The 25,021-nt window shown below is 52.5% G+C and carries 25 protein-coding genes; 20 read left to right on the top strand and 5 right to left on the bottom strand.

All coding sequences use genetic code 11. The features are described 5' to 3' along the window. Nucleotides 1-18: 18 nt before the first annotated feature. Together Q9L42_RS15155 and Q9L42_RS15150 are read left to right on the top strand one after the other, a co-directional pair. Nucleotides 19-498, top strand: coding sequence for a Fur family transcriptional regulator (locus tag Q9L42_RS15155; protein WP_305907578.1), 480 nt, complete (start codon nucleotides 19-21; stop codon nucleotides 496-498). Further along, nucleotides 482-1,486: a CobW family GTP-binding protein gene (locus Q9L42_RS15150; RefSeq protein WP_349431344.1), complete on the top strand. Its 1,005-nt coding sequence runs from the start codon at nucleotides 482-484 to the stop codon at nucleotides 1,484-1,486. The genes Q9L42_RS15155 and Q9L42_RS15150 overlap by 17 nt, the downstream gene beginning before the upstream one ends. Nucleotides 1,487-1,550: 64 nt before the next feature. Here Q9L42_RS15150 and pntB read toward each other — a convergent pair whose 3' ends face one another. After that, nucleotides 1,551-2,939: a Re/Si-specific NAD(P)(+) transhydrogenase subunit beta gene (gene pntB, locus Q9L42_RS15145; RefSeq protein ID WP_305907580.1), complete on the bottom strand. Its 1,389-nt coding sequence runs from the start codon at nucleotides 2,937-2,939 to the stop codon at nucleotides 1,551-1,553. Between the two features lie 12 nt (nucleotides 2,940-2,951). Beyond that, entirely contained in the window at nucleotides 2,952-4,514 is a 1,563-nt protein-coding gene (locus Q9L42_RS15140; RefSeq protein WP_305907581.1) for a Re/Si-specific NAD(P)(+) transhydrogenase subunit alpha, read from the bottom strand. 501 nt (nucleotides 4,515-5,015) lie between these two features. Between Q9L42_RS15140 and Q9L42_RS15135 the strand changes: the two genes are divergently transcribed. From Q9L42_RS15135 to fae, 8 genes are all read left to right on the top strand, one after another. After that, a complete protein-coding gene (locus Q9L42_RS15135) occupies nucleotides 5,016-5,945 on the top strand; it encodes a hypothetical protein (protein ID WP_305910180.1) in 930 nt (309 codons plus the stop codon). Next, entirely contained in the window at nucleotides 5,935-6,627 is a 693-nt protein-coding gene (locus Q9L42_RS15130; RefSeq protein ID WP_305907582.1) for an HAD family hydrolase, read from the top strand. Before Q9L42_RS15135 ends, Q9L42_RS15130 begins: the two co-directional genes overlap by 11 nt. Before the next feature lie 60 nt (nucleotides 6,628-6,687). Then, entirely contained in the window at nucleotides 6,688-7,650 is a 963-nt protein-coding gene (locus tag Q9L42_RS15125; protein ID WP_349431343.1) for a beta-ribofuranosylaminobenzene 5'-phosphate synthase family protein, read from the top strand. Next, nucleotides 7,634-8,755 (top strand): ATP-grasp domain-containing protein, encoded by a 1,122-nt coding sequence (locus Q9L42_RS15120; protein ID WP_305907583.1) that lies wholly within the window; start codon nucleotides 7,634-7,636, stop codon nucleotides 8,753-8,755. Before Q9L42_RS15125 ends, Q9L42_RS15120 begins: the two co-directional genes overlap by 17 nt. Nucleotides 8,756-8,759: 4 nt before the next feature. Beyond that, the gene (gene mch / locus Q9L42_RS15115; RefSeq protein ID WP_305907584.1) at nucleotides 8,760-9,743 is read left to right on the top strand and encodes a methenyltetrahydromethanopterin cyclohydrolase; all 984 of its coding nucleotides are present in this window, start codon (nucleotides 8,760-8,762) and stop codon (nucleotides 9,741-9,743) included. Nucleotides 9,744-9,838: 95 nt separating this feature from the next. Further along, complete coding sequence (locus tag Q9L42_RS15110) at nucleotides 9,839-10,759, top strand: ATP-grasp domain-containing protein (RefSeq protein WP_305907585.1); 921 nt, start codon at nucleotides 9,839-9,841, stop codon at nucleotides 10,757-10,759. Next, complete coding sequence (locus tag Q9L42_RS15105; protein ID WP_305907586.1) at nucleotides 10,756-11,634, top strand: triphosphoribosyl-dephospho-CoA synthase; 879 nt, start codon at nucleotides 10,756-10,758, stop codon at nucleotides 11,632-11,634. Before Q9L42_RS15110 ends, Q9L42_RS15105 begins: the two co-directional genes overlap by 4 nt. A 73-nt stretch (nucleotides 11,635-11,707) precedes the next feature. After that, nucleotides 11,708-12,217: a formaldehyde-activating enzyme gene (fae, locus tag Q9L42_RS15100; RefSeq protein WP_305907587.1), complete on the top strand. Its 510-nt coding sequence runs from the start codon at nucleotides 11,708-11,710 to the stop codon at nucleotides 12,215-12,217. A gap of 37 nt (nucleotides 12,218-12,254) precedes the next feature. Here fae and Q9L42_RS15095 read toward each other — a convergent pair whose 3' ends face one another. Next, nucleotides 12,255-12,947, bottom strand: a complete 693-nt coding sequence (locus tag Q9L42_RS15095) for a HisA/HisF-related TIM barrel protein (protein ID WP_305907588.1) — start codon at nucleotides 12,945-12,947, stop codon at nucleotides 12,255-12,257. 84 nt (nucleotides 12,948-13,031) lie between these two features. Here Q9L42_RS15095 and Q9L42_RS15090 point away from each other — a divergent pair, with 84 nt between their 5' ends. From Q9L42_RS15090 to Q9L42_RS15070, 5 genes are all read left to right on the top strand, one after another. Next, the gene (locus Q9L42_RS15090) at nucleotides 13,032-13,952 is read left to right on the top strand and encodes an ATP-grasp domain-containing protein (protein WP_305907589.1); all 921 of its coding nucleotides are present in this window, start codon (nucleotides 13,032-13,034) and stop codon (nucleotides 13,950-13,952) included. Then, nucleotides 13,952-14,998 (top strand): hydantoinase/oxoprolinase family protein, encoded by a 1,047-nt coding sequence (locus tag Q9L42_RS15085; RefSeq protein ID WP_305907590.1) that lies wholly within the window; start codon nucleotides 13,952-13,954, stop codon nucleotides 14,996-14,998. The genes Q9L42_RS15090 and Q9L42_RS15085 overlap by 1 nt, the downstream gene beginning before the upstream one ends. A gap of 106 nt (nucleotides 14,999-15,104) precedes the next feature. Beyond that, nucleotides 15,105-16,481, top strand: coding sequence for an aminodeoxychorismate synthase component I (pabB, locus tag Q9L42_RS15080; RefSeq protein WP_305907591.1), 1,377 nt, complete (start codon nucleotides 15,105-15,107; stop codon nucleotides 16,479-16,481). Continuing rightward, nucleotides 16,478-17,032, top strand: a complete 555-nt coding sequence (locus Q9L42_RS15075) for a uridylate kinase (protein ID WP_305907592.1) — start codon at nucleotides 16,478-16,480, stop codon at nucleotides 17,030-17,032. Before pabB ends, Q9L42_RS15075 begins: the two co-directional genes overlap by 4 nt. 5 nt (nucleotides 17,033-17,037) lie before the next feature. Then, nucleotides 17,038-17,694, top strand: a complete 657-nt coding sequence (locus tag Q9L42_RS15070; protein WP_305907593.1) for a DUF2959 domain-containing protein — start codon at nucleotides 17,038-17,040, stop codon at nucleotides 17,692-17,694. 141 nt (nucleotides 17,695-17,835) lie between these two features. Here Q9L42_RS15070 and Q9L42_RS15065 read toward each other — a convergent pair whose 3' ends face one another. Next, nucleotides 17,836-18,255, bottom strand: a complete 420-nt coding sequence (locus Q9L42_RS15065) for a hypothetical protein (protein ID WP_349431342.1) — start codon at nucleotides 18,253-18,255, stop codon at nucleotides 17,836-17,838. Between the two features lie 118 nt (nucleotides 18,256-18,373). Between Q9L42_RS15065 and Q9L42_RS15060 the strand changes: the two genes are divergently transcribed. The 5 genes from Q9L42_RS15060 (at nucleotide 18,374) to Q9L42_RS15040 (ending at nucleotide 24,636) form a co-directional block, all read left to right on the top strand. After that, complete coding sequence (locus Q9L42_RS15060) at nucleotides 18,374-20,116, top strand: GTPase (RefSeq protein WP_349431341.1); 1,743 nt, start codon at nucleotides 18,374-18,376, stop codon at nucleotides 20,114-20,116. Further along, nucleotides 20,097-21,671 (top strand): GTPase, encoded by a 1,575-nt coding sequence (locus Q9L42_RS15055; protein ID WP_305907595.1) that lies wholly within the window; start codon nucleotides 20,097-20,099, stop codon nucleotides 21,669-21,671. Before Q9L42_RS15060 ends, Q9L42_RS15055 begins: the two co-directional genes overlap by 20 nt. 359 nt (nucleotides 21,672-22,030) lie before the next feature. Next, the gene (locus Q9L42_RS15050; RefSeq protein ID WP_305907596.1) at nucleotides 22,031-22,393 is read left to right on the top strand and encodes a hypothetical protein; all 363 of its coding nucleotides are present in this window, start codon (nucleotides 22,031-22,033) and stop codon (nucleotides 22,391-22,393) included. Continuing rightward, on the top strand, nucleotides 22,359-23,429 hold the full coding sequence (locus Q9L42_RS15045) for a DUF763 domain-containing protein (RefSeq protein WP_349431340.1): 1,071 nt from the start codon (nucleotides 22,359-22,361) through the stop codon (nucleotides 23,427-23,429). The genes Q9L42_RS15050 and Q9L42_RS15045 overlap by 35 nt, the downstream gene beginning before the upstream one ends. 775 nt (nucleotides 23,430-24,204) lie before the next feature. Further along, a complete protein-coding gene (locus Q9L42_RS15040; RefSeq protein ID WP_305907597.1) occupies nucleotides 24,205-24,636 on the top strand; it encodes an ATP-binding protein in 432 nt (143 codons plus the stop codon). Nucleotides 24,637-24,655: 19 nt separating this feature from the next. On the opposite strand, the gene Q9L42_RS15035 is transcribed toward Q9L42_RS15040, so the two are convergent. Next, nucleotides 24,656-24,991, bottom strand: a complete 336-nt coding sequence (locus Q9L42_RS15035) for an STAS domain-containing protein (protein ID WP_305907598.1) — start codon at nucleotides 24,989-24,991, stop codon at nucleotides 24,656-24,658. Nucleotides 24,992-25,021: the final 30 nt, after the last annotated feature.

Genomic DNA, 25,021 nt, shown 5'->3' with positions numbered 1-25,021 from the left:
GGCCGGAGAGTAATGCTTATGCCTAACAATATTAATCAGGCCTTAGATATAGCCCAGAGCGAGTGCAGTCGCAGCGGCATGCGTCTGACCGACAAGCGCTGCAACGTGTTGAAAATACTGTTGCAGGAAGCCGAACCCTTGTCGGCTTACGATATCGCCGATCGTTACAGGGTGGCCATCGGAGAGTCCTTATCGGCAATGTCTGCCTATCGGATGTTGGATTTTTTGTTACAGGCCGGTCTGGCTCATAAACTGGAGACCACAAATCAATATGTCGCCTGTTCTCATATTACCTGCGAGCATGAACATCAGGTCCCGCAATTCCTGATTTGCGATCGTTGCCATACGGTTAAGGAAGTTGGCCTGCGTAAGCAGTTGCTCAATGAGCTTAAGGCCAGTATCGAAAACACCGGATTTACGCTATCCAGTCAACAGCTCGAGTTGCATGGTCTGTGCGAACAATGTCGGCATCAACTAGATGATGAACAAGATAATTGATACAGCGATTGCGGCCAATCTCATCACCGGCTTTCTCGGTGTCGGCAAAACCACCGCGATACAAGCGCTGTTGGATAGTAAGCCGGCTGATCAAACCTGGGCGGTGCTGGTCAATGAATTCGGCGAGATCGGCATAGACGGCAGCCGGCTGCATGGCGACAATGGCGAAAATCAGGGTATCTTCATTCGTGAACTTCCGGGCGGCTGTTTGTGCTGCACTGCTGGCGTTCCGTTCCAAGTGGCCCTGAATCAGTTGATCAAGGCCAGTCGTCCCGACCGATTGCTGATTGAGCCGACCGGCCTAGGTCATCCTCGCGAAGTGATCGCGATGCTGACATCGCCGCCATACACCGAGGTCATCGACTTGAAAGCCACGCTGACATTGGTTGATGCCCGCAAAGTCATAGATCCGCGTTATGCCGAACATGACATCTTTAGGCAGCAGCTGCGGGTGGCCGACCGGATCATCGCCAACAAACGGGACTTATATCGAGATGACGATGAACGCCGCCTACTTGATTATCTGCAGGACTTGAATTTAGGCCATTTACCGGTCGAGACTGTGATCCAGGGACAGCTGCGTTATGACTGGTTGCTGCTGCCGCGCCATGCCGACAACATTGATGAGCCAGTACACCAGCATGCGCCGTCTTTGCTCGATCAACCCTTGTCGTTAGCGGAAAACGATTATCGCCGCATCGATAATCATGGCGGCGGATTTTACAGCAGCGGCTGGTTATTTGGCCGGCAGGTCGTATTTGATTATGTGACGCTTCATGCGCTGTTGTCGGTGATCGATGCGGAACGCGTTAAGGCTATTATGCGAACCGACCGGGGCTGTTATGTCTTTAACAGCGTCGATGGGGTACTGACTCAGTCGATGTTGGAGCATGCCGAGGACAGTCGAATCGAGGTCATCAGTCGAAATCGTGAGGATTGGGAAGACTTGCAAGCCGGGTTATTGAATGCCCGTCTGAATGATCAGTGAGTCAATCGCGACCGATATTAAGTGCGCGGGAGCGACGTTAACCGAATGTCGCTCCCGGTAGCGATCAGCTTTGTAAGCCTTTCAAAACGGCCTGCAGGCTGTCATTGGCGTCGCCGAACAGCATGCGGGTGTTTTCATGGACGAACAGCGGATTGCCGACGCCGGCATAGCCCGAGGCCATGCTCCGTTTCAGCACGATGGTGGCGTGGCCTTTCCAGCATTCCAACACCGGCATGCCGGCAATCGGACTGTTGGGGTCCTCCGCCGCCGATGGATTGACGATGTCGTTGGCGCCGATGACGATGGACACGTCGGTCTCGGGAAAATCGTCATTGATTTCATCCATTTCATAGACGATGTCATACGGCACCTTGGCTTCGGCCAGCAGCACATTCATGTGGCCGGGCATGCGCCCGGCCACAGGATGGATGCCGAAGCGGACATTTTTACCCTGTTTTTTCAGCAGTTTGGTGATTTCGTTGACGGTGTGCTGAGCTTGGGCGACCGCCATGCCGTAGCCGGGAATGATGATGATGTTTCTGGCGTCGCGCAGCATTTGCACGGTTTCATCGACATCAATCGGTTGGACTTCGCCTTCCACCTCGGCCGCTTCGCCGCCGGCATTGCCGAAACCGCCGGCGATGACGCTGATGAAATTGCGGTTCATCGCACGACACATGATGTAGCTGAGGATGGCGCCGCTACTGCCGACCAGGGCGCCGGTCACGATCAGCAGGTCATTGCTGAGCATGAAGCCGGTCGCCGCCGCGGCCCAACCGGAATAGCTGTTCAGCATCGATACCACGACCGGCATGTCGGCGCCGCCGATGGCCATGACCATGTGTACGCCGAAGGCCAGGGCGATCACCGTCATCAGAATCAGCGGCAAGGCGCCGCCTCCCGTTTCCGCGGCTTGCAGAAACCAGTCGCCCAGCCAAATGGCGACCAGCAGCAGGCCCAAGTTCAGCCAGTGGCGCGCCGGTAGCAGCACAGGTTTGCCGCTGATTTTGCCGCATAACTTGCCGAATGCGATCACCGAGCCGGAAAAGGTGACCGCGCCGATCAGGATGCCGACATAGATTTCCACTTCATGGATGGTTTTTTCAACGCCGCTAAGGACGGACGAGCTTTCCATGAAATTGGCGTAACCGACCAGCACGGCGGCCATGCCGACCAAACTGTGCATCAATGCAACCAGTTCCGGCATCTGCGTCATTTCCACCTTCAACGCAGCCTTGACGCCGATGAAGCCGCCGATCAGCAAGGCGACAATCAGCACCGTATAGGCCGTGACAGCGTCGCTGAGGACGGTGGCGATGATGGCGATGGCCATGCCGATCATGCCGTAATAATTGCCGCGCCGGGCCGTTTCCTGATGGCTCAGGCCGCCCAGGCTTAAAATGAACAGTATGGATGCCGCGATATACGACATTGCAACTAGACCTTGTGACATATGCTTAATCTCCTATTTTCTGAACATTTCAAGCATGCGGCGGGTGACCAAAAAGCCGCCGGCAATGTTGATCGAGGCGATCAGGATGGCCAGTCCCGAAAGGATGGCGATCATCGCGCCCGGCGCCGAAATCTGCACCAAGGCGCCGATCACGATGATGCCGCTGATGGCGTTGGTGACGCTCATCAGTGGGGTATGCAGCGATGGCGTGACGTTCCAGATGACTTGATAGCCGATGAAGCAGGCCAGCACGAAGACGGTGAAATGCGACATGAACGAAGGCGGCGCCACCGAGCCGATCCCGAATAACGCTAAAGCGCCTATCAACAACGGTAAAAACGGTTTGATCGCGGCAAGCGGACCGGCAGTTGGTTCTGCTTCTTCGCTCTTAACGGCCGGCGCTTCGGTTTGCGGCGCCGGAGCCGCTGATATTTTCGGCGGTGGCGGCGGCCAGGTGATGTTGCCGTCATGAATGACGGTTGCGCCGCGTATCACTTCGTCCTCCATATCGATTTGCAGATTGCCGTCTTTTTGCGGGCATAGCTCGGCCAGTAAATGGCGCAGATTGGTTGCGTAGAGTTGGCTGGACTGGTTGGCCAGACGGCTGGGAAGGTTGGTGTAGCCTATAATGGTGACGCCGTGTTTGACCGCCACCTTGTCTTTTTCGGTCAGCGCGCAGTTTCCGCCTTGTTCGGCGGCCAGGTCGACGATGACGCTGCCGTTTTTCATCGATTCCACCATTCCTGCGGTGACCAGTTTAGGCGCCGGTTTGCCCGGAATCAGCGCGGTCGTGATGATGATGTCGACATCCATCGCTTGTCGGGCGAATAAGGCCATTTCCGCTTCGATGAATTCTTTGGACATGGTCTTGGCGTAACCGCCGGTTCCGGCGCCTTCTTCCTCGAAATCGAGCATCAGGAATTCGGCATCCATGCTTTCGATTTGTTCTTTCACTTCGGGGCGGGTGTCGAAGGCTCTGACAATCGCACCCATGCTCTTGGCCGCGCCGATGGCGGCGAGTCCGGCGACGCCGGCGCCGATGACCAAAACCTTGGCCGGCGGAATCTTGCCGGCTGCGGTGATCTGACCGGTAAAGAAACGGCCGAAATGCTGGGAAGCCTCGACGACGGCGCGATAACCGGCGATGTTGGCCATCGAGCTGAGCGCGTCCATCTTTTGCGCCCTGGACATGCGCGGTACGCTGTCCATCGCCAACACCGTCACCTTTTTGTCGGCCAGTTTTTGCATCAACGCTTCGTTTTGGGCTGGCCAGATGAAGCTGATCAGAACCTGGCCTTCATGCATCAATTCAACTTCGTCGGTCGCCAGCTCCGGGTGTCTTTCCGGGGCCCTGACCTTCATGATGATGTCGGCGTTTTTCCATAATGATTTGGCGTTTTCGATAATCTTGACCCCGACTTCCTGGTAGGCGTCATCGGTAATGTTAGCGCCTAAACCTGCGCCCGTTTCGACGCTGACTTCAAATCCGAGTTTAATGATTTTTTCCGCCGCCTCGGGGGTGGCGGCGACACGCTTTTCACCGTCGTGTATTTCTTTAGGTATACCGATCTTCATACGCTCTCCTGCATTGGTAGAGGTTTTAGAGTGAGAACAGCAAGTTGTGTTTCACGCTATTTTATTGTTGATGTCGGACAGACAGGATGCCTAGCTTTATTGCGTGATAGGAGCTATATCCTAGTCCGAGCATAGGAGATCGCTTTGGTTTTTTCAATGCTTTTCTGTCCTGCGGTGAGTTTTGCCTCTATTTGTTCGGCGCTTTTCCTGTTTTGAGGCAGGAAGTCGTTGCCGGCTAGTACATGGTCAATATTATTCTGTCGGTAGTTGTGAATGTAGGTGCAGATTTAGCCGCGCAATGGGAATAAATTCGCGCCTACCGAGTACCCGTCATTATAATATGATTGAGTATTAGTCATTGACATGGTGAGGAGATAGCGATCTTTGACCTTGAGTGGTCACGTAAGCGCTAGTGCGGCAATGTGGCCAGCGATTACTGAAATTTCGTCGAATCGTGACTTTTGCAGTAAAATAGCGCCAAGATTGATTATTAATTATCCGATGTTTTACCCGAAAGACTTTATTAGCACCGCCGATGGCTTGGTGTTCGCAGTCGTCAGCGATGTCATCGAAGACGACAGAGTGTTGTGTTTTCTACGTTATGTGCAAAGCCAGGGACGCTGGCGCAAGGTAAACACACATGCTGCCAACGAATTATTGGCACAACATCATCCTCACTTGTTATTTCATTCCGATACCTTGGATGCCGACCTGCATGCCGTAGCGATAGGCGATATCGTCAGGCATTATCAGCCCAGACAGCGATTGGCGGAGATGATGGCTGCTCCGGCAGCGGACCCGGTAGAGCGCGATTGTCGGCGGTTATGCGGACTGCTCAGTGAACGGGGGGTATCATTGCAGGCGGTCGGCGTCACCGGATCGTTATTGCCGGGCTTTCAAGGTTTAACTTCAGATATCGACCTGGTGTTTTATGGCAGGGATGTGTTTCATCAGGCCCGGACAGCGATGCAACGCCTGGTCGAACAGGGAACTTGCCAGGCCTTGTCTGACCAGGATTGGCAGGAATCTTATCGGCGCCGCGACTGTGATTTGAGCTTGCAGGAATATGTTTGGCACGAGCGGCGTAAATTTAACAAAACGATGATAAGCGGGCGCAAAGTCGATCTGAATATGATCGTCAACAGTCCACAAGCATCAATCGAATACAGTAAGCTGGGGCGGATCAATCTTCAAACCCAAGTCATCGATGATGAGCGAGCCTTCGATTATCCGGCCGAATTCGTCATTGATAATGAGCGAATTGCCTCTGTCGTCTGTTTTACCGCGACCTACACCGGCCAGGCTAAACGCGGTGAGCGGATCGACGTGGCCGGTCAACTGGAGCAGGCGGCTGATGGCAGCCGACGCATCGTGGTTGGTTCCAGCCGCGAGGCCCAGGGCGAATACATCAAGGTCTTGCATGCGCACTGACCGGGTTTTGGCGGATATCAAAGCCGTTATTCTGGACATGGATGGCTTGGTGTTGGATACCGAAAGCAGTTATTTCAAGGCCTGGCAAATGGCGGCGGAAAAAATGGGGCATCATTTGACCGATCGCTTTTGCTTAACGTTGTCGGGCTTGCAATACCAGGATGTGGAACGACGTATTCAGGATTACTGCGGAACTCGCCTGGATTTGTCGGAATTCAATCGCTTGAGCGGGCATTGTTGGCGGGAACATGTCGCCGTGCATGGTATTGCTATCAAAAAAGGCTTTTTTGACTTACTGCGAGTGATACGCGAAAAAAATCTGTCCTATTGTTTGGCCACCAACAGTCTGCAGCAAAATGCGTTGCAGTGTTTGCGCTATGCCGGCCTGGAAGCGGTGTTTCCATTGCTAGTCGGGCGAGAGGCGGTCGCTGAAGGCAAGCCGTCGCCGGCCATTTTTTATCGCGCGGCAACGATGATGAACCACCCGATATCGGTCTGTCTGATCGTCGAAGATTCGCCGACCGGCATCGCTGCCGCTAGTCAAACCTCGGCGCAGTCGGTATTTGTCCCCTCTGTGTCGCCGGCCGATGCCGACAGCAGCGCATTGGCGGATTTTGTCGTTGCCGACTTGAAACAACTGGCGGAAATTGTCCAATTAGCGGGCGTGATCGGGTATAATTGATCCTTTTTTGAACAAATTGCCGGGCCATCGGATTGGCGCGGCAAGCAATATAGGTAGGTTTTGAAAGTTCAGTATAAACAAGTCTCGGTAATCGCTCCGGCTAGGTTGCACATGGGGTTCATCGATTTGAGCGGGGCTTTGGGGCGTCATTTTGGCAGTATCGGAATGGCGCTGAATGAGATCAGTACCCGTCTGACCATCTCCGCGGCCGATTCATTAACGGCGTCCGGTCCCGTCTCTGAGCGGGCCGTCAAGTGCACGCGCAATCTGTGTCAAACCTTAAAGGTGCCGGAGTCGGTCGCTATCGATATCGTCTCGGCCATTCCCGAACACATAGGGCTGGGTTCCGGCACTCAATTGTCGCTGGCGATCGGCGCCGCGTTAAACGCATATTATGGTTTGGGGCTCAGTGTCAGAGAGATTGCCCAATTGACCGACCGGGGCGCGCGCTCCGGCATCGGCATCGGCGTGTTTGAACAGGGCGGGCTCGTGGTAGACGGCGGTCGCGGCGCAGCGACGACGACGCCGCCGATGATTGTGCATATGGATGTGCCGGAGCACTGGCGCTTTATTTTGGCCTTCGATGAAAGGGGGCAGGGCTTGCACGGTAAGCAGGAAGTCGCGGCTTTCCGGGAGTTGCCGCCGTTTTCGCAACAGGAGGCGGCTCGCCTGTGTTATTTGCTATTGATGCAAGGACTGCCGGCGGTCGCCGAGCAGGACATCGTTAAATTCGGCGAGGTCATCACCGAATTGCAACGCTCGGTTGGCGAGCATTTCGCCTCGGTGCAAGGCGGTATTTTCACCAGTCCGGAAGTGGCGATGGCGATGGCGTGGTTGGAGAAACAAGGCGCCGTCGCGATCGGACAGACATCCTGGGGGCCGACCGGTTTCTGTGCGCTCGATGATGCCGATAAAGCCGATGAACTGGTGCGACAATTGCAACTCAAACATGCCGATATGCCGCATTTAAGTTTTATCGTGACCAGCGCGCGCAACAGCAGCGCCAATGTCATGGTTAATTGATGCCTTGACGCCGGCGCCCGAGAAAATACTGGTCGTCGCCAAGTCGGCGCGCATGCTGGTTCAGCTGCTCTCAGCAGCGGGCCACCATGTGGCGGCCATCGATTGCTTCGGCGACGACGACACCCGGCAATGGGCATTCGATTATAGCCAAGCGGCGGGGCTGGCGCTCGCCGATATCGAGCAGCCGGTCCTACAGATGAAGCGTCGCCAGCGAATCGATCATGTCATATACGGCAGCGGCTTCGAGAAGCATTTGGACAGCGTGGCTTTTCTGCAACAACATTTCAATGTTTTGGGTAATTCGCCCGCCGTTTTTGCCGCCGTCCAGGATAAACCGTCGTTTTTTCAAAGGCTGGATCGGTTGGGCATCAATCATCCAGCGGCGTCCTACACGCCGCCCGGCGATGAACAATCATGGCTGGAGAAGCCTTTGCGAGGCGAGGGCGGACTCGGCATCCGTCGCTATCGCCCGCAGCTCGGCCCGCCGGACGCAGCGGTTTTTTGGCAGTGCTATATCGATGGCGAGCCGATGTCGGTTTTATTCATCGCGGTTAGAGAGCGGGTCAATATCATCGGTTATCAGCGTCAGTTGCTAACCGAGCAAGAGGACTCGGCGTTTTTGTTCGCCGGCGTGGTGAGCGAGCCGGATTTGCCGGGCCCAGTCAAGGCTATGCTGACGGACTGGGTGTCTAGACTGTCGCGAGAATTGGGGCTAAGAGGCTTGAACAGTCTCGACTTCATTTTGCAGGGCCGGGACTGCTATGTGCTGGAAGTCAATGCCCGGCCTCCGGCGAGCTTGCAGCTATACGGGGTCTACGCCATCGCCGCGCATATGCAGGCAGTTTCGTCAGGTTCGTTTGTGAGCGCGTTGGATGCGAACGCTTATCGCGCCTACAAGATCGTTTATGCCGCGAAAGAGACGCGGATCGCCGGTTCGGTCGACTGGCCGCCGTGGGTGGTGGACAGGCCCCGGCAAGGTTCGATTATTGGTCAAGGCGGGCCGGTTTGCAGTATCATTGCCCGCGGGAAAACTCATCAGCAGCTGATGAATCGTCTGCAACGCAAACAACAGACTCTGGAAAAAATTTTATCAAAGGTACTTTAATCTCATGCAATACACAGCAAGCGTTAATAAACTGACACGGCCACTGGTTCAGGAACTGGTTGATAATGCGGATAAATTAAGAATCGATGTGCAGAAGCTGGAAAATGGCGGCACGATTATCGATGCCGGCATCAATGTTCCGGGCGGCTTGGAAGCCGGTCGCATCATTACCGAAATTTGCATGGGCGGCATGGGCAGTGTGACGCTGTCCCATAGTCCTTATACGACGAATTGGCCGTTGACGGTCAATGTGCATAGCGCCAATCCTGTTTTGGCTTGTTTGGGAAGTCAATACGCCGGCTGGAGCTTGTCGCATGAAAAATATTATGCCCTGGGGTCGGGCCCTGCTCGGGCGATGGCGACCAAAGTCAAAGAAGGTGTGGTCGAGCCGGTCGAAGAGTTGTACAAGGAGTTGGATTATCGCGACAGTGCCGAAAGCACCGTGCTGGTGATCGAAAACGATGCGATTCCTCCGTTGGCAATCGTCGAAAAAATAGCTGGCGCCTGTGGCGTCGCCGCCGACCAGTTGACGATCATCGTCACTCCGACCAGCAGCTTGGCCGGTTGTGTCCAGGTGGTCGGCAGAGTGCTGGAAGTGGCTATGCATAAGGCCCATGAGTTACATTTTCCGTTGGAAAATATCATCGATGGCAGCGGCAGCGCGCCGATTTGTCCGCCGCATCCGGATTTCGTGAAGGCGATGGGACGCACCAATGACGCCATTCTGTTCGCCGGACAAGTGCAAATCTACGTCAAAGGCGAAGACGAAGAGGCCGAGAAACTGGCTAAACAATTGCCAAGCTCCACATCCAAGGATTATGGCAAACCGTTTGCCGACATCTTCAAGGACTGTAACTACGACTTCTTCAAGATTGACGGCATGTTGTTCAGTCCGGCCAGCGTCATCGTCACGGCAGTGGAAAGCGGCAACAGTTTCCGGGCCGGCAAGCTGGATAACGCCTTGCTCGATCAGTCATTCGGCGCTTGAGTCCGTTTTGGGCAAAGCAAGCCGATTAGCGCATCAAAGATCTCAACCGAGATCTTGGTGATTTCCTTATCAACATTATCTACTAGAAAACACGATTGGGCCGCATAGCAATTTTCACCGATGACCCGGGCTGGCATGGCAAACAGCTGCGCCTGGCTTTCGCTAACCGAGGCTATAGCGCAGAGTATGTTTCTCTGACCGAATGCCGCTTGCAATTGGAATCGGCCGCCTTGCCGATTTTGATTCCGAGGTTCGAGCAAACCTTGCCGGATGCCGTCTTCGTGCGCGGCGTGCCGGGAGGGTCGCTGGAGGAAGTGGTGTTTTATCTGGATATCTTGCATGCATTAAAGCTGGCGGGGATTCCGGTATACAATGACGGACGCGCTGTCGAACGCAGTGTCGATAAGGGCATGACCAGTTATTTGCTGCACCGGGCCGGGCTGCCGACCCCGGCAACCTGGGTGGTGCGCGATCGCGCCGAGGCCTTGGCGATCGCCGAACGTGAACTGAAGGCGGGAAATATGCTGATCAGCAAACCATTGTTCGGCTCTCAAGGCGAGGGGATTCGGCGTATCGAAAAGATGACCGACTTGTTCTGGCTGACCAGTAGTCATGGCATTTATTATCTGCAACGTTTTGTCAACTGCGAGGGCGATGGTTATTCGGATACTCGCGTGTTTGTCATCAATGGTCAGGCGTTGACGGCGATGAGGCGGCGCGGAAAATCCTGGCTGAATAATGTGGCGCGCGGCGCGAGTTGCGAACAGATCGAATTAATCGACGAATTGGCGTCGCTGGCGATCAAGGCCACTGCCGCGTTGCAAATGGATTATGCGGGTGTCGACATCATTAAGGACAGGCAGGGGCAATATCATGTCATCGAGGTGAACAGCATTCCCGCCTGGAAGGGGTTGGAGAGCGTCTGTGGCATCAATGTCGCAGAATGTCTGGCGGAAGATCTGGTGGTTCGCTATTTAGGGCAGCGACCAGTCGGTTTGAATAGCGATGCTTCATGATTAGTCGGCAACAACTGATCGATGTTTACCGGCAGGCCTGCGAGGCCGAGCTGCAGGCCTTCAAGCCCGGCAATGTCAGCGTCTACAGCGCCGGCCATGACATGGAGGTTGAGGATTTTAGAATAAGCTTCCGCGTTAGTTCGGGGCCGATTACTAATCCCGCCTATACATTGGGTGAAAAAATCTATTATGCCGTCAAGCAGACGCGCGACGCGGTGGGGTGTAACACTAACTTGGGCATCATCTTGTTGTGCGCGCCGTTGTTGCAGGTTGCCGCTAGCTTGACGCAAGGGCAGTCGTTGCGTAACAAGTTGTCGAATTTGTTGGCCTCGACGACGCGGCAGGATGCCGATTGGGTGTTCAAGGCGATCACGCTCGCCGCGCCGGGCGGTTTGGGCGATTCAGACGAAGCTGACGTCAAGCAAGAAGCTTCCGTCACGCTGACCGAAGCGATGGAAATTGCCAGTAGTAAAGATAGAATTGCTTATCAATATATCTCAAATTACAAAGATATTTTTGATTTCACCGTTTTGTTGTATAATAACAACTTTGCGAAATTCGGCGATCAAAACTGGGCGGCATTGGCGGTTTATGCGGGGATGCTGACGCGACACGCCGATAGTCATATCGAACGAAAATATGGCCCACGATATTCCGCTTGGGTGGCGTCTGAAATGGAGAAAGTCCATCAGGCTTTGCTGACGACCCGCCATCCTGAATCGTTGGTATCGATGTTGGAAGGCATTGATGCAGGCTTTAAGGAAAAAGGCATCAATCCCGGCACGACTGCGGATATAACCGTGGCGACAGTGCTGGTAGTATTATTGGAGCAGTTGATCAATGGCGCGTCCGTTGATCGGGCTACAAGGAATTAGCCGAAATTTTAAGACATTTGTAATGTCGGTTTTTTGATTCATTCTTAATTCATTATTTGGAGAGATAGGTAATATGGCTAAAATCAACAACGTACGCGTTGGCGAGTCTTTGGTTGGTGATGGTAACGAAGTCGCTCACATCGATTTAATCTTAGGACCTCGCGGTTCTGCCGCGGAGTCAGCATTCGCGAACTGCTTGACAAACAACAAAGACGGCTTTTCTAGCCTGTTAGCTGTTGTTGCTCCTAACCTGATGGTTAAACCAGCGACTGTTATGTTCAACAAAGTAACTATCAAAGGTTCTAAACAAGCCGTACAAATGTTCGGACCTGCTCAACGCGGCGTTGCTATGGCTGTTGCCGATGCGGTTGAAGAAGGCACTATCCCAGCTGACGAAGCTGACGATCTGTTCGTTTGCGTGGGTGTATTCATTCATTGGTTAGCCGATGACGACGCTAAAATCCAAGAATACAACTACAAAGCAACTAAAGAAGCGATCGAGCGCGCTGTCGCCGGTACTCCAACTGCTTCTGAAGTGGTTGCGGCTAAAGCGACTGCTGAGCACCCATTCGCTGCAAACTAAGTTTTACTTAAGTTGCAATGAAGAAAAAATACCTCGGTTATCCGGGGTATTTTTTTGCCTGAAGGTTTTTGATTTCGACGGAATCTAGGGCCCCCGAATGCAGGGCGCTGGCGACTAAAGCCTTATCGATGCCGATGCTTTCCAGGCGCACAAGGTCGGCGGCATTGCGGATGCCGCCGGCGGCGATAAAATTTTTGTCGGGATGGCGTTGCCTGTATTCGTGGAGTTTTGCAAAATCAGGTCCCGAGTGGCTGCCGACCTTGTTCAGCGTCATGATGATGATCTGTTGCGGCCATAGCTGTGGCGCGCTGAAAAGTTCCCGGTTGCCGAGTTTCTGCTCGGCTTTGAAATCCAGAGAAAGTATGAAGTCTGTTTCCGGTTTTGTCGTGACCTGATGTTGCGATTCGCTGCCGATCACCGTCTTCAAATTAGAGGTGTTGTTTTGCAATGCCGACATGCGACTGCCGTTGTCTAGCCAAAATTCGATATCGCGATAATGCTTGATTAAGCGATCAATCAGCGATTGATTATCGCCGCTCGCGGTGATCGCGTTAAGATCGGCGATATAGAAGGTGCCGAAGTCATGTAGGTCGAGAAAGGCCTCGATGACGGCAAAGAGTGATGATGAAGAGCATAGCGGGCTGCTCAACGGTCGATAATGATCCCGGTCTCCATGACGGGCGTTAACGACACAGCCATCTTTTAAATCCAGCACGGGAATGATTTGCATTTGAGGGTGTTGCTTTTCGAGTTTATTAGTGGTGGCGGTTTCGCTCGTCAGCCATTGCCTAAGGCTCTAGCTAACGAAGGAGCGATGATGTTACAGACTTTGTTGGCTGAATTGAAGTCTATAGACGATATCGAACCGGTTATCTTGTTGGATTGGCGATGCGAATTGGCCGATTTACCGGAGCGGACGATAGTGCACCGCATAGACAAAGATCAGGATTATCGGCCGGTCTTATTGAAGCTGATGCGGCAATGTCGGCTGTTTTGGCCAATCGCGCCGGAAACCGACGGCGCATTGCTTGCGCTCGTCGAGTTGGCCGAAGCGCAGAGCATGACTACCTTGGCGTCATCGCCGGCGGCGATCGCGCTGTGCGGCAGCAAGCTGGCAACCAGTCGCTATTTGCGCCGGCATAATATTAATGCGATTGAGACTGAGCGATTAACTGCTGAAGTTCCGCCGCGTTTAGCGGGTAAAATGGTGATCAAGCCGGATGACGGGGCTGGGGCGGAGGACAGTTTCATCGTATCCAGCCTTGAAGACTATCGACGGGTCGTTGGACGTCTGCAAGCAATAGAGCGCTATGTCATGCAGCCCTACAGGCCGGGACGAGCGATCAGTTTGTCCTGTCTATTCAAGCAGGGGCGTGCTTGGTTATTATGCTGCAATGGACAGCAACTCAGCGTCAGTAACGGTCAATTTCGATTAATGGCCTGTCAGGTTAACATTCGCTCGCGAACGGCAATCGATTATGCGCGGCTTATCGAACAGGTCGCCCGCGCGATTCCGGGGCTATGGGGCTATGTCGGCATCGATCTGATCGAGACAGAGCGGGAGGCGGTGATCCTGGAAATCAATCCCCGCCTGACCAGCTCTTACGACGGCATCGTTGAGGCGAGCGGAATCAATGTTGCCGAGCAGGTCTTGCGTTTGCTGGATGGCGAGCCGGTGCTGCGAAAAACGCGGGATACAACGGTTATGATCACTCTTGATAAGGAATGCAATTGATGCAACAACATATAATCGGTTGGGATATAGGCGGGGCGCATGTGAAGGCCGCGTTATTGGACGGTGAAGGAAGCGTCGTCGATGTGCTTTTGCTGCCTTGCCCTTTGTGGCAAGGTATGGCCTATTTAGCAGAGGCGGTGCAAACGGTGCTCGCTCACTTTTCCGAGCCTGATTGTCGCCATGCCTTGACGATGACCGGTGAACTGGTCGATTTATTCGACAGTCGCGAACAAGGCGTCAGGCGGATCATTGAGGCCATGCTGGACTATCTGCAAGGGAAAGAGCTGGCGGTTTATGCCGGTCGGCGGGGTTTTTTGTCGCCGGCTAACTTGTCTGAGCAGGATTGTTTAGACATCGCCTCGATGAACTGGTTGGCCAGCGCGTCGTTGGCGGCGCGGACTATCGATGCCGGGCTGTTTGTCGACATCGGCAGCACCACGACCGATGTGTTGTTGCTGGAGCGTGGGAGCGTCTCGGCAATAGGCTTGACCGATTATCAACGCTTGGTGTCGGCGGAATTGGTTTATACCGGCATCGTCAGGACTGCGGTGATGGCGGTGGCCCAACAGGCGTTATTCAACGGGCAAAACATGGGCTTGATGGCCGAGTATTTTGCCACGATGGCCGATGTCTATCGCATTACCGGCGAGTTGAATGAGGATCATGATCTCAGCGATACCGCCGATGGCGGTGCGAAAACCGCCGAAGCCAGCGCCCGGCGTTTGTCGCGTATGACCGGCTATGAGTTCGAAAGCAAGGACTGGCCAATCTGGCTGGAGTTTGCCCGGCAGATAAAAGCGGTGCAGAAACAGCAAATCGCCGCCGCTTGCCGGCGCCAGATGCAGCGAACGACGCCTGGCGATGACTTCTGTTTTGTCGGGGCCGGCATCGGACGCTTTTTGGTTCAGGAAATCGCCGAACAATTAGGCGCTAGCTATCTGGACTTTAATCAACTGACCAAACAGGACCAAAGCAAAGCAGGCATCGATAGCGCCGATTGTGCGCCGGCGGTCGCCGTCGCCAGTCTGGCAGCCGAGTTTTGTTAATCGGTGGGACTGTTATAAAATTGTCATTCTTTATCTAATAACATCGTACTCATCATTTGCAGCGCTATCATCATTTCTGTTCAACTGACCGGAGTTGCCCTGGTTAATGTCTATACCGAAACAGTTTAAACATCCTTTGCCTTATTTCCCCGACAGTGCGCAATTGTACGCACCGTTGGCCGGCAAGCCATGGTCGGTTTTTCTGGACAGTGGTTACCCTTATAGTCATCAGGGGCGTTTCGACATCATCGCCGCCGATCCTGTTTGCACGCTGGTGACACGAGGCAAACAGACGGAAATTAACCGGGACGGCGAGCGCCATTGGTCTGAAGATGATCCGTTCGAGTTGATCAAGCAGCAACTCGGCGATCAGTCGGCGTCGATCGACCATCTGCCGTTTAACGGCGGTGCGCTGGGATATTTTTCCTACGACCTGGTCCGCCGGCTGGAAAAACTGCCGGAACTGGCCGACGATGCCGAGCATATCGCCGAAATGGCTGTCGGCATTTATTCATGGGCGGTCATTGTCGATCATCAGGAACAGGAGAGCTGGCTGGTCGGTCATGAAACGGCCGAAGATGACTGGGAAACCCTGATCGATCAATTCAGCCTATTGCCAGCTGAGCCTGTAATCCCCGCTTTTGAGGTGCTGGCCGGACCGCGTTCGAATATGGATAAGACCTATTATGCGAAGGCCTTCGCCAAAATTAAGCATTATCTTAAAGAAGGGGATAGTTACCAGGTCAATCTGGCTCAGCGTTTCGTCTGTCCCTGTCAAGGCGATCCCTGGCCCGCCTACCGACAGCTGCGAAAAATCAATGCCGCGCCTTACAGCGCCTATCTTGATTTTCCAGAGGTGCAGATATTGAGTTCGTCGCCGGAGCGTTTTCTGAAGGTGACCGATGGCGAGGTGGAGACCAAGCCGATTAAAGGCACCCGCCCTAGAAAGCTGTTGCAGAATCGCGATCAACAGCAAATCAGCGCCTTGTCTTCCAGTTTGAAAGACCGGGCGGAAAATGTCATGATTGTCGATTTATTGCGCAACGACATCAGCAAAGAATGTCGTGAAGGCTCGGTCACGGTGCCTAAACTGTTCGATGTAGAAAGTTACGCGACCGTTCATCACCTGGTCAGCACGGTGAAGGGCGAGCTTGCTGAAGGCCGGCATGCCTTGGATTTATTGCGGAGCTGCTTCCCGGGCGGTTCGATTACCGGGGCGCCGAAGATTCGTTCGATGGAAATCATCGAAGAGTTGGAGCCTAACCGGCGCGGCGTTTATTGCGGCGCGATCGGTTATATCGGTTTTGACGGCAATATGGATACCAATATCGCGATACGCACTCTGGTGCATTCTCAGCATACGATTCGCTTCTGGGCCGGAGGCGGCATCGTTAACGATTCGGATCTGGAAGAAGAATATCAAGAAAGTTTTGACAAGGCGGCGGCCTTGTTGAAGGTGCTGGAACATTTCCGTCGTCGATGAGAGTCATTAAGCTGGGCGGCAGCCTGAGCCATTCGTCGGCCCTGACCCGTTGTATGGAGTCGGTGAATCGCGATTACCGGGAGCATGCGGTGGTCATCGTGCCGGGCGGCGGGGCGTTTGCCGATCAGGTCAGGATGGCGCAGCGTCATTGGCGGTTCGATGAGCGCACCGCCCACGACATGGCTGTCCTGGCGATGCAGCAAATGGCGCGCATGTTTAAGGCCTTGCAGCCAGACTGGAGGTTAGCGGATTCGGTCGCCGATATCGCTGTTAGCGCCGCGCCGGGCTTGGCGACCATCTGGTCGCCGCAAATCAGCGAATTGGATCGGGCCGGGATAGCGGCGAGTTGGGATGTCACCTCGGATAGTCTGGCCGCCTGGTTGGCGGCGCGACTGCCGGCAAAGGAGTTGATCTTAGTCAAGTCCGCGTCAATTCCGGCGTCGGTCACCATTGAGGAGTTACAAGCTCAACATATTATTGATCCGGCCTTTCATCATTATCGTGAATCAGGCGATTTCACGTTAAGCATTAAAAATCAACAGCAGTTTTAACTTCCATGTACACGTCATTAAGAGCTTTTTTCCGTAAAGGTATGCGTCAGGTTTATTACAAGAGCAGGGAGTCGCTACTGGGGCATCATAAGCGGGATATCGTCGTGGTTCATGTCGACCAGGCCTGTGAAAGCCTGCAGGATAGTCGAGATCAATTTGAAGACGCCTTGGGCAAATTCAAAACGATCCTCAGTTTGCCGGATTTGTCGCTGGACTACCGTTATCAGCAATTAAAGAAACAGTATGAATTTTGCCGCATCAAGACCGATGAGGTAAGCCATCGTATCCAGTTAATCGAGGACGTCAGCGAAGCGTTGTTCAATGAATGGGAGACTGAACTGGCGCTTTATCGCAACCGTACGCTACGTTCGCGCAGCCGGCAGCAATTGGATAAGGCGCGACGCCAGTATAAGAAATTGATCATGGCCTTAAACAAGGCGGAATCACGCATTCATCCGGTGTTGGGGGCGTTTCAGGACCAAGTGCTGTTCCTGAAGCATAACCTGAATGCTCAAGCCATCGCTGCGCTGCAACACGAATTTGTCGAGATCAGTATCGATATTAGCAAGTTGATCGCAATCATGGAAAAAACCATTAACGAGGCTAGTCAGTTTGTCTCGACGCTGGTTGAGCAACAGGCCTTGCCGGGGCCGGGACGTTGAGGCGGGAAGGAGAGTTACGCGGGGTTAGACAAGTTCGTCGTTCAGAACCGATAACATCCCGCGAGCACGGATGTCGGGAGTGCATCCTTGCACTGCGTACTTGTCGATTAAATCGACCTTATCTGTGGATTTCGGCGGACATTAGAGTTTGTATAAAACGCTATTTTGTTTGTCGCGCGGATCCGCTTTTTTTCTCCTGTTCTGGTCGATTCTTTCCTGGGTGTACTGAGCGATCATTTGTTCCCAGGTGTCGAATTGCTCATAATCTTTGAAGCCGGCATTTTTTCGCTTTTGAAACAATTCCTTGCCCAGGACTATCAATTCTTCCGGCGTTTTGCCGTCAATGGTGTCGAGAAATTCTTCGTTGTTTCGGATGTCATCGCGTAACGACCAGAAAGAGACTTCAAATGCGACACGTTGCTCGACGGGCAAGCGATCTTTGATGTAACTGACCGATCGGTTGGCAGTGCGTAAACTGCGGCCGTTAATCTCATTTCCTTTCGTACAACCAAGCAATGAGGCGCAAACAAAAACGATAAAAATACTTGTAGAGACTCTCATGAACCAAACCTCGCTGATATAAATAAACAAACCTGAAATTTATAATTATAATGAACAGCTACTTCAGGCTTTAAACAAAGTAAAACACTCGGTTATTATAAACCCAAGCTCACAATTTATGTTGGAATTTATCCAAATCCTAAAACAGCGTTATCAGACTGTCATTTCCCAACTGGATAAAAGAGATCTGCAGGTTCATGAATACCAGCAACGTATTGAACAGTTGATCTATGCCGAGGCCTTTATCCGAAAAGGTCAGTTGTTGGAGGCGGAAAAACAATTCCCACTGCAAATAGCGGTTATTGGGCCCACTCAGGCTGGCAAAAGTTCCATTGTCAACCTGTTGCTAGCCAGCGATGTCGCGGGCGTTAGCCCATTGGCCGGGTATACCGTCCATCCGCACGGCTATTGTCATGATATTCGAATCGCCGATTGCGGCGGCTTGCAGACTTATTTCGGTCGTTTTCAACAGTTGGCGGAACAGCAACTGTCCCATACCCGCTATGACTGTTATTCGCTGGCCGACAGTGTGCCGACTTCGTCGTTATTGCCGGCCTGTGTGCTATGGGATACCCCGGATTTTGATTCCATCGATGCAGGAGATTACCAGGAAGGCGTGATCAGAACCATCGCCTTGGCCGATATCATCGTCTTGGTGGTCAGCAAGGAAAAATACGCCGATCAGTCGGTTTGGGAAATCATGGCTATGATCGAGCCGTTCAATCAACCGACGCTGATTTGTGTCAATAAGCTGACCGAAGGCAGCGAACAGTTCATCCTTCCTTCGCTAAAACAGAAATGGCTGCAGGTGCGCAGTGACGCGTTTCCGGATGCGGCGGCATTATTTTACGACAAACAGACCGGCGCGCCGAGCTGGCCGGAAGATAGGGTTGATGTTTTTACCGCGCTGCAAAAAAAGCTCGCCCCTAAAAAACATGCGCTTTATCAGCAACAATTGCTGAATAAGTATTGGTCTTCTTGGCTGGAACCGGTTTATGCGGAACAGGAGGCGCTGGAAAACTGGCGGAACCTGGTCGATCAATGTTTGCAAAATGCGCTGAAGGAATATCGGCGTGATTATCTGGATCATCCCCATCATTACGAAACCTTCCAGAACGCCTTGATAGAATTACTTAATCTGCTGGAAATTCCCGGCATGGCCAAAGTACTGGGAAAAACCCGCCGGGTCATGACCTGGCCATACAGAAAGCTGATGTCACTGGGGAAAAACAAGTCATTGGCCAATATCAGTCATGAGGTCAGTTTGTTAGAGCAAATCGGCGAGCACGTCATGATTCAGTTGTCGGACCGGCTGCTGGAAAAAACCGAGACGGAAACGATGAATAGTGGTTGGTGGAAGGATGCCTGTGGCGTACTCAGACAGCGCAAGGAAGCCATTCTGAAGCGCTACGATAGGGAAGTGGCGCTTTATCATGAAAATTTTCAGCAGGATATCGAGGCCACCGCCCATCGTCTCTATAACAAATTGCTTGAACAGCCGATGACCCTGAATGCGCTACGGGCGACCCGGGTAACGACCGACGCCACGGCCCTGGCCCTTGCGATCAAGACCGGCGGTATCGGCTTGCATGATTTGATTATCACGCCGGCGATGCTGTCGGTGACGTCGTTACTGACCGAAAGCGCCCTAGGCGGCTACATGAACAGGCAGGAAGCCGAATTGAAGCGGCATCAGCTGAATACCGTGACGACGCTATTATTCGATGACACTCTAAAGCAGACGCTCTACCAATTACCGGATCATTTGCCGGGACCCAAACGATTCAACATATCAGCGGAACAACTACAACAGGCCGAACACGATTTAAAAGAGAAAAAACATGGCTTACGAATACTCTGATTTAGTGGCCCGCGCCCAACACTGGGCGGAACAGGCCATTGCCGACCAGCGTCTGGACCAGGAACAGGCTCAGGCAATCATGGCCGTCGATGCTCGCACGCCAGACAATTTATTCGCACAACTCGATGCCAGACCTCTGATCGTCGCCTTCATGGGCGGCACCGGGGTCGGTAAGAGCTCTCTATTGAATCGCCTGGCCGGCCAGGCGATCGCCAAGACCGGTATAGAAAGGCCGACGTCCAGAGAGGTCACGCTCTACCATCATCATTCGGTGACGATACAACAATTGCCGGCCGGTTTGCCGGTGGACAAGGTCAATATCAGCCAGCATCAGGATGACAGCAAAAGCAATATCATCTGGGTCGACATGCCCGATTTTGATAGCGTCGAACTCAGCAACAAGCAGTTGGTATTGGATTGGTTGCCGCATATCGATGTCTTGCTTTATGTCGTCAGTCCGGAACGTTATCGCGACAGCAAGGCCTGGAAATTATTGTTGGCGGAAGGCGCCAGACACGCCTGGTTGTTTGTGCTGAATCAATGGGATCGCGGCCAGCTTTCGCAATATGATGATTTGAAGAGGCAATTGGCCAAGGCCGGCTTCGAGGACCCCTTGGTGTTTCGCACCATATGCAATGGCTCGTCGGAGGATGAATTTGACGATTTACTGACGCAGTTGGAGGCATTGTCGACCGGGCATAGCGTACAGGAATTGGAGCAACGCGGGAGAGAGGTGCGCATTCAACAACTAAGCGAGACCTTGCAGCCTTACCGGCATCTGTTTGTCGGTCAGGATTATCAGCAATTGAAGGAGCATTGTCGTCAGCAATGGCAAAAAACCGAGAGCTTGCTAGGCGACGGATTTAACTGGCCTTTACGACAGTTGGCGTTGGCTTATGCGGGAAAAGGAGGGGCTAAGCCCGATATCAAATTATGGGACGATTGGGCGCAAAGTCGCTTGAATGATCTGTTGGATGATGTGATCGTAAAGGCTTCTCAATTACAGCTGCCGGTTAAGCCGCTGAAGCAATCTTTATTACCGCTGCGGGAAAATGCGGACAAAATCATCAGCACCCAAACGGAACTGGCCTGCAGGCAGGCTTTGATCAGGCCGGGAAACGCTTTGCAACGTTTTTTCATCAAGCTGATGCGTGTTTCGGAATTTTTATTGCCGCTGACGGCGATGGGCCTGGTCGGCTATAAGGTCGTGACCGGTTTTTACCAGAGCGCGTTGACTGGCAACCACCCCTATCTGGGAACCAACTTCGCGATACATAGCGTGCTGTTAGTCGTCCTCAGCTGGTTAGTTCCTTATTTCCTGCATAAGAAGATGCAACCGTCGCTGGAAAAGGCGGCGATTGCTGGGCTGCGTAAAGGCCTGGAGGCCGCATTCGTGCAGATCGAGACGCAGATCAAACAGGCGCTGGAGAACGAACAGCAACAACATCAACAGCTTAATCAGCAACTTAACGATATACTCGAATCCTGTCAAAAGGCTTCCAAGGCCAAGTCGATGAAGCACGATCCTCAACTCGACCGCATGCTGATCGATTAGCATGCGCATTTATGGATTCGGCCTGGGCGGCGTCGAGATAGTCTTTTTGTCAGGAGATCTTAAATTTTAAGTAACTATTCAGTATCTTTCGAGTTTTAGGCAGTAGGTCATTGATTTCTCGGGACGCGTGAATACATCCCTGTAAGCTCTGACTGCAACGTCCTGTTGCAGACAGCCCGATAAATCAATAACCTACTCCCTCTTAGTAAAACTACGCTGAATAATTACAATTTTAAGATGCCAAGCTGGTTTTAAACTTTCTCATCGCATCGGCCATGAGCCGGGTGCTGCTGGTCAATATTAATGTATAACGTATAGGCTTATTCGTTGGGCATAGAACAAGCCGAAGGCGAGAATGGATGAAACCGATGAAGTTATTATGGCGCGTCGTTTTAGTTTTATTGCTTTTTGCCACTGCGTCTGGGTGTGCGGAATTGTTTAGACATAGAACGGCTCGTTACGCCAGCGGAGTTGTCGATTATTTGTATCCGAACAAGGAGTCTATTGAAACTCCTGAAATTCCACATCTTCTTTTGCCGCTCCAGGTAGGCATTGCTTTTGTGCCGGAATCGAAGGCCGGATTGATGGATAGCCGATTGAGCGAACAGGAAAAGATGGATCTGATGGAGCGTATATCGGCTGAATTCAAGAAGAGCCCGCTTTGTTTTGCTATCGAATTGAAATTTAATGAGAACCGGATTCAGTCAATTACCGTTGCATAGCGGCAGGGCGCCGCGCTGGTTATTCGAACGAATGACGCGTCTGGCCCGCGAGATTATCTGTCATCTGGTCAGTGAATATGGCGCCGAAGGGGCCTTACGACGGCTGGCCGATCCTTTTTGGTTTCAGGCTTTCGGCTGTGTGTTGGGCTTCGATTGGCATTCCAGCGGTGTGACGACGACAACTTGTGGCGCCGTTAAGGAGGGTATTAAGGGCTTAGAGCATGAGTTGGGTTTTTATGTCGCCGGCGGAAAAGGCAGGGTGTCGCGCAAAACTCCGGAAGAGATTCAACAGACCTGCGAGAAAACCGGTTACGATGCCGAAAAGCTGGTCAATGCCAGCCGCTTGTCGGCCAAGGTCGACAGTTCCGCGTTGCAGGATGGTTATCAGATCTATCATCATGCCTTCTTTTTTAGCAAAGCGGGGCGCTGGTGCGTGGTCCAGCAAGGCATGAACGAAGCCAGCGGCATGGCCAGGCGATATCATTGGCTGGGCGACGAGCAGACCGATTTCGTCAACGAACCGCATGCCGCCGTCTGTTGCGATCATCGCGGCAAGGCGCTCAATTTTGTCGCCAGAGAAAGCAAAATATCCCGTGAGCGGGTCACCCAATTGGCGGCTCAACCGGACCGGGAGGTGGAACATGTCATGCTGCGACGCCAAGAGTTATTGATGCCGAAACGACACTGGGTCCGTAGCGAAGATATCAATCCGAAATATCTGCACAAAATCTTATTGAAGACTTATGAGCAAGCGCCGGCCGATTTCGCCAGTCTGTTGGCGATACGGGGGGTCGGTCCGAAGACTTTGCGGGCGCTGGCGTTAACGGCTGAATTGATTTATGGCACCAAAACCAGCGTCAGAGATCCGGCGCGGTTTTCATTCGCCCATGGCGGGAAGGATGGTACGCCATTTCCGGTGGATCGTGAAAACTACGACAAAACCATCGAGATTTTGCATGCGGCGTTGCACAAGGCCAAAGTCGATCGCAGCGAAAAGCTGGATGCGTTAAAAAGATTGGGGCGGTTCAATAAATAAGTTGTAAATCAGACATTGACTACCTCAATTCAATAGGCTTCGGACCACAATTGAAGCTCATGAGCATGATTTGTAGTAACTATTCAGTGTAAAAATGCTTTTACTATCAGTTACTTGCTCCAGAAGACGCCGTGGATATGTCCCTATAGGCTTGGATGCGACATCCCTGTCGCATACACTTCTTCCACAAGCAATTGATAGTAAAAGAAATATTTTCTCAGTATCAAGCTGAATAGTTATGATTTGTAGATGATAGATGAGTCTCACAACGCGAGGCGCATTGTTGCGATTCCTACCTCACCGCATCTATAGGCTTCAAGATGGCTGTTCTACCGACTAGACTTTCAGCAGATGGCCGATTATTATGGCCCGTCAGAGCGTTAATGCTCCGCAATAAGTTTGGATTCGCCTATTGAGTGCCGAAATGGCGGCCAATCCAGAAGGCTTTCAAGAGCCATAGTCATTGATGCGGGTGTTTATAGTGTGAAAATGTAACTATTCAGGGTCTTGCAGTCTTTAGGGAGCAGGTCATTGATTTCTCGGGACGCGTTCACCCAGCACCTAAATAAACGACGATTATAAATCATTGCCAATAGTCTATGGTATTTAGGTGCTGGGTGAATACATCCGTGTAAGCTCTGACTGCAACATCCTGTTGCAGACAGCCCGATAAATCAATAACCTACTCCCTCTGAAAAAAAACTATGCTGAATAGTTACGTGAAAATTAACTTAGCCAGATTGACGAATTCAAACTAACTGAATCTCTTCTTGACGTGCACATTAAGAAAGTGTTGCTGGATTACCAGGTCCCTTCAAGACTCGAAGAAATCGAGACTCTGGCCGATGCTGTCAACAACGTGCTTAGCGATCGGGATCTGGCGTTCTCTGTCAACTTGTGCCTGGAAGAGTTGATTACCAACACCATCACTTACGGCCTAAACGGAGCCTCGGACCGGTTTATTCACGTGCAAATAAACAGTACGGCGGAATGCTTGGAGATTGTTCTCAAAGACGATGCGCCGCCATTTGACCCGTTTGTACAAGTCCCGGCGCCTAAGCTGGACCAGGATATCAACGATCGCCCGATCGGCGGTCTCGGTATACACTTGGTTAAGAAAATTATGGACGATGTCCACGCGTATTATGACGGCACTGGAAATTTGATCGTGCTGCACAAGCGCTTACCTCATCAAAGTAAGGTATAAAGCCCAAGAAGACCTTAAGTTAGGTGAGTGTCGCCAGCGCTTCGGCGACGGAATTTTCCATCTTGAAAAGGGACGCGAAGCCGGACATCTCGAAGACCGAGCGGACGTTGCCATTGACGTTGGCAAAGCAGACATTGCCGTTTTTTTCCTTCAGCAGCTTGGCCATCAGCAGCAGAGCCCGAAGGCCTGCGCTGCTGATGTAATCGAGTCGTGCAAAGTCCACGACAAAGTCGGTAGTGCCGCTGGTAATCATTTCTCGGATTCTTTTTTCATACTCAGGGGCTGTTACCGCATCCAGCCTGCCACTGATTGTTACGATGGTGGCGTTATTTTCTATGGTGGTCTGCAAATCCATGGACGTTGTTCTTATGCGTGTTTACTATGA

Source organism: Methylomarinum sp. Ch1-1 (assembly GCF_030717995.2).
Taxonomy (GTDB): domain Bacteria; phylum Pseudomonadota; class Gammaproteobacteria; order Methylococcales; family Methylomonadaceae; genus Methylomarinum; species Methylomarinum roseum.
The sequence above is the reverse complement of the archived record's forward strand: the minus strand, read 5'-3'. Positions and strand labels throughout refer to the sequence as shown.

Coding starts and splice junctions, on each gene's coding strand:
- Q9L42_RS15155 (WP_305907578.1), top strand. CDS start 19: ATGCCTAACAATATTAATCAGGCCTTAGATATAGCCCAGAGCGAGTGC.
- Q9L42_RS15150 (WP_349431344.1), top strand. CDS start 482: ATGAACAAGATAATTGATACAGCGATTGCGGCCAATCTCATCACCGGC.
- pntB (WP_305907580.1), bottom strand. CDS start 2,939: ATGTCACAAGGTCTAGTTGCAATGTCGTATATCGCGGCATCCATACTG.
- Q9L42_RS15140 (WP_305907581.1), bottom strand. CDS start 4,514: ATGAAGATCGGTATACCTAAAGAAATACACGACGGTGAAAAGCGTGTC.
- Q9L42_RS15135 (WP_305910180.1), top strand. CDS start 5,016: ATGTTTTACCCGAAAGACTTTATTAGCACCGCCGATGGCTTGGTGTTC.
- Q9L42_RS15130 (WP_305907582.1), top strand. CDS start 5,935: ATGCGCACTGACCGGGTTTTGGCGGATATCAAAGCCGTTATTCTGGAC.
- Q9L42_RS15120 (WP_305907583.1), top strand. CDS start 7,634: ATGTCATGGTTAATTGATGCCTTGACGCCGGCGCCCGAGAAAATACTG.
- mch (WP_305907584.1), top strand. CDS start 8,760: ATGCAATACACAGCAAGCGTTAATAAACTGACACGGCCACTGGTTCAG.
- Q9L42_RS15105 (WP_305907586.1), top strand. CDS start 10,756: ATGATTAGTCGGCAACAACTGATCGATGTTTACCGGCAGGCCTGCGAG.
- fae (WP_305907587.1), top strand. CDS start 11,708: ATGGCTAAAATCAACAACGTACGCGTTGGCGAGTCTTTGGTTGGTGAT.
- Q9L42_RS15095 (WP_305907588.1), bottom strand. CDS start 12,947: ATGCAAATCATTCCCGTGCTGGATTTAAAAGATGGCTGTGTCGTTAAC.
- Q9L42_RS15090 (WP_305907589.1), top strand. CDS start 13,032: ATGATGTTACAGACTTTGTTGGCTGAATTGAAGTCTATAGACGATATC.
- Q9L42_RS15085 (WP_305907590.1), top strand. CDS start 13,952: ATGCAACAACATATAATCGGTTGGGATATAGGCGGGGCGCATGTGAAG.
- pabB (WP_305907591.1), top strand. CDS start 15,105: ATGTCTATACCGAAACAGTTTAAACATCCTTTGCCTTATTTCCCCGAC.
- Q9L42_RS15075 (WP_305907592.1), top strand. CDS start 16,478: ATGAGAGTCATTAAGCTGGGCGGCAGCCTGAGCCATTCGTCGGCCCTG.
- Q9L42_RS15070 (WP_305907593.1), top strand. CDS start 17,038: ATGTACACGTCATTAAGAGCTTTTTTCCGTAAAGGTATGCGTCAGGTT.
- Q9L42_RS15065 (WP_349431342.1), bottom strand. CDS start 18,255: ATGAGAGTCTCTACAAGTATTTTTATCGTTTTTGTTTGCGCCTCATTG.
- Q9L42_RS15060 (WP_349431341.1), top strand. CDS start 18,374: ATGTTGGAATTTATCCAAATCCTAAAACAGCGTTATCAGACTGTCATT.
- Q9L42_RS15055 (WP_305907595.1), top strand. CDS start 20,097: ATGGCTTACGAATACTCTGATTTAGTGGCCCGCGCCCAACACTGGGCG.
- Q9L42_RS15050 (WP_305907596.1), top strand. CDS start 22,031: ATGAAACCGATGAAGTTATTATGGCGCGTCGTTTTAGTTTTATTGCTT.
- Q9L42_RS15045 (WP_349431340.1), top strand. CDS start 22,359: ATGAGAACCGGATTCAGTCAATTACCGTTGCATAGCGGCAGGGCGCCG.
- Q9L42_RS15035 (WP_305907598.1), bottom strand. CDS start 24,991: ATGGATTTGCAGACCACCATAGAAAATAACGCCACCATCGTAACAATC.